Raw genomic sequence first — 3,775 nt, forward strand, 5'->3', positions numbered from 1 at the left:
AATAATTCAAGTGAATTTGTTTGAAAGAAGAACTTTAAAAGCTTTATTTTCACCCGATAAAATACCCATAAAACAAGAGGAAGCACAAATGAGCTTCCTCTTGTGAAAAATTGTGGGACAGCAATGACTTGGAAGCCCTTTTTTTGCTGCAAATGACATGATGAATCCCCTCTAAAAAATATTATGAACCTGGTAGATCGTGACGTTCCAAACCATATGCACGTCTATCGCCACGCATATCTCCAAAAAACCATATCCAAAAACCATCACGAATATTGAGTAGGTTCTCAGTGAGTTGTGCAGGCGGAATAATATGTAAATATACAGTGGTGTTGATAAAAGTTGGACGTTGTACACCACCAAGGCGGCTTAATTTGAATTGATTAATCGCTGCCTTTAGATCTGTACTTTCTGCAAATGACAAATTTTGTGAATTTTGTAAGAAATTGGAAAAAATAAATAATCGAGTTTGCTTCGGCTGAATCTGATGTTGACTTAGCTCGATATCGAGTAATGCTTCAGCAAGCGGAATGGCTGTTGAATGCTGTGTTTGAGCATAGACCGCATACTGTACAGATTTCAAAAATAATTTTTCAAAGTTCGTATCGGCGTGACATGCTTTAAATACAGGTTGTAATTCACTCATGGATTGACCATTTATCACATATACTAAAGCTAAATCTTCACGTTTGATCTTGTGGGCTTGCTGTGTAATTCTAGATAGAATTTCAGATTGTGTTTGAGTGCTATGAATCGATGATGGATCAATGACAAAAACATGTTTTTGTTCAATTTTGTTGAGGCAACCTGTAAAGCGGTCACGTTGATTCTTTTTATCGAATTGGTAGAGAAGTATACAATTAATTAGGACAGTACAACAGAATAACATCCACAAAAGTGGCCAAAGCTTCTTGGAATTTTGACTTAAATGCATTTATATTCTCTCTGCCTGAACAGTATTAAATATTTCAAACTGCTGTTGTAGAGATGATGCATCTTGAGAGAGTAGTTGTAGGCTACTCAGTAAATGTTGAATGCGCTCAAGTTGATATTGTTGTTCTAGATGACTGTGATCAAGAGAAAGACAGGTTAATTTCTCTTGTATCTTTTGAATAGGGTCAATTAATTCAATAGTGGGAGAGAGGTTTATATGCTCTAGGATTGGATCATTTTCAAGTTCTGAAATTACCTTGGCTTTGAAGCGCTCAAATGCTCTTAGGTTGTTGTTTGCTTTATTGATTTCTTGGATTAAGTCTCGTTTTTCTTGCTGCAATTCATGTGGATTTCCAACATGGAAAATATCAGGGTAGCGTCGCACAATATTGGCAATTTCAGGGGATGCAGAAAATAAATATGAGCTTACATAAAAGATAACGATCCCAATAATACAATATAAAATGAATAAAAATTGTGCCCACGTGCTTGCAGGAATCTGAGTATATAAATGGAAAATTTGGCTAGGGATTAAACTTTTATGCAAGCTAAATGGAATTAAGTGATCAGCATAAAAAAATAGACGTTGTGCAGAACCAAATGCAAGGACAAGTCCAATCATGGAGAAAATACTCCATAAAATTTCATCAACTCTTCGAGTTACACGCGTTGCTCTGAACATTAAACCCGAACCTACGCAAATTAAGAAAAATATGCTGCATTCAATATAGGTAGGAATAAGATTTACCCAATCAGATGCTGTTTGAAAAAGCAGTAGATGGGTTAAAATAAGTAAGAAGGAAAATAAGTTTAACAGTCCAAAGCCGATCAAACCAATTGATGGTAACTGTTGAGCATTTTTAAAATTAAAACCTAAGATATGTAAGGTGTTTAAATCAGTTTGAGAAATATGTTGAAGATTTTGGGGAGGATGATTGATTTGAAATTGTTGTACAAGCTCAGAAATTTTTTTTTCAAAAAAATGAACTTTGATTTCATGACTTAAAATCTTTCCACATAAAGTATTAATATCATCGGAAGTAGGTGGTTTTGATTCTATAAAAAAATTCATGTTTATTGTGTGAAAAAGAAATTAAAGCACGAGATTATATTAAATCATGAATTCGAGTTTGTTCATAATTTATAAGCCCATAAAATTATGGATCGGCATAAGTAGAATTTTGATACTATTGTATAAACTAAGTCTTCATTTTAAAGACCTAAAACAACTTGATACGGTTTAAATCCTTCGAGTACCGCATCGGAAACCAAGTGGATAAATGCATCAGTTTTCCCATAAGACATCCATTGATCAAGAGCTTCATAATAAGCTAATCGACTTTCAACAGTGATAACACAAGGCGGATAGCCAGCTTTTAATAATTCAAGATTCATCAATAGACGTGATGTACGCCCATTGCCATCAATGAATGGATGAATGCCAACAAAATCAGCATGTACTTTGGCTGCTCGTTCAATTGGATGTAGTTTATGTGCTTCACTATTATACCAGTCTACTAATTGAGCCATCTTGTCATTTAATAAGGTGTAATCAGGCGGGGTAGACGTAGCACCTGATATCAGGACATTTTGTTGACGATAACGTCCAGCATTATCATCATCAATATTCTTTAAGATAAGCTGATGGATATTACGAATTTGCCATTCAGAAAAAGACTCCTCTTTCCGAATAATATCTTCAACATAGTAAATTGCATTTCTATGGTTGATCGCTTCGAAGTGTTCTCTTAATGCCTTTCCACCAACAGTAATACCTTCCAGTACTACTTTTGTTTCTAGTAGGGTAAGTGTATTACCTTCAATTGCATTCGAATGATAGGTCCAACGGACAATAAGATCTTCTTGTAAGTTTTTGACAATTGACGGAGAGAGAGGGCGATGTTGATCTAATTTATTTTTTAAATCATCAATAATTTCAAACATTACCTTGTCCCTGAATATATCTAAAAGAATGATACATCAAAAAAGAAAATCAAAGAAATGATATGTTATAACATGGTATTTTTATTGAATTATAATAATGGTAGAATCGGTACGCCACTTCAAATCCTGAATTCGGATTTGAATAAGATTTTAAAGTGATTCAATGCATTAAATCTAATTTGGGTCAAAATTGGGTCAATGAATTTTTTTATTCAGTAAAATAGCTTGAGAATTAATAGGTTAGGGTTTGAGTTCAATTGACGCCACCTCCACCAAATTTATAAATTCACATGACGTTATATAATGACTTATGAATTGGAAAGCCCAGATCTATAAAGGATTCAGGGCTTTTTTACGGGTACTTATAACGAATTATAAATATCTACAGCATTGCTTATCATGTATCACACTTTGTGTCATTCAATAATTATTGAAACCGCAGTGATACAAAAATGAAAAGATCCGATATTAAAAAGTGGCCGCTATCAGATACCATATTAGCTAATCTGGAACCTGAATCAAAAGAGTATCGGGAGCTGGACGGCGAAGGCTTATATTCCCGTGTAAAGCCTGATAGTAAAAAAGCGTGGTTATTCAGATACAAGAAGGCAAATGGCAAATGGTCGCGGCTTGGCATCGGTACGTATCCTGAATTGTCGGGAGCTGGCGCACGTAAAAAGGCCAGAGAAATCATTAAGGATATTTCACACGGCGATAATCCAATCATCACCAAGCAAGAACGTAAACGGCAAGAACTAGAACAGCACAATGCCACCTTTGAAGTTCTGGCCCGTGAATGGTTAGACACCAAAGCGAATACTTGGGTGCAGGACACGATGACCAGAAATAAAAGTGCATTGGAAAAACATGTATTTTCTGTTTTTGGCAAACGCTTGTA

Annotated in this window: 4 protein-coding genes; 1 reads left to right on the forward strand and 3 read right to left on the reverse strand. The window is 35.0% G+C overall.

From position 1 onward, the window contains the following. Positions 1 to 181: 181 nt before the first annotated feature. From FTT75_RS15410 to FTT75_RS15420, 3 genes are all read right to left on the reverse strand, one after another. Positions 182 to 934 carry a hypothetical protein gene (locus FTT75_RS15410; protein WP_125274826.1) on the reverse strand — a complete coding sequence of 251 codons (753 nt, stop codon included), beginning with the start codon at positions 932 to 934 and terminating at the stop codon, positions 182 to 184. Continuing rightward, a complete protein-coding gene (locus FTT75_RS15415) occupies positions 935 to 2,005 on the reverse strand; it encodes a hypothetical protein (protein ID WP_125274827.1) in 1,071 nt (356 codons plus the stop codon). Positions 2,006 to 2,145: 140 nt separating this feature from the next. After that, the gene (locus tag FTT75_RS15420; RefSeq protein WP_125274828.1) at positions 2,146 to 2,877 is read right to left on the reverse strand and encodes a Fic family protein; all 732 of its coding nucleotides are present in this window, start codon (positions 2,875 to 2,877) and stop codon (positions 2,146 to 2,148) included. Between the two features lie 452 nt (positions 2,878 to 3,329). Between FTT75_RS15420 and FTT75_RS15425 the strand changes: the two genes are divergently transcribed. After that, on the forward strand, positions 3,330 to 3,775 hold a 446-nt coding region (locus FTT75_RS15425), incomplete at its 3' end, for an Arm DNA-binding domain-containing protein (RefSeq protein WP_180186804.1).

The sequence above is a fragment of the Acinetobacter sp. YH01008 genome (assembly GCF_013420435.1).
Lineage (GTDB): Bacteria > Pseudomonadota > Gammaproteobacteria > Pseudomonadales > Moraxellaceae > Acinetobacter > Acinetobacter pseudolwoffii.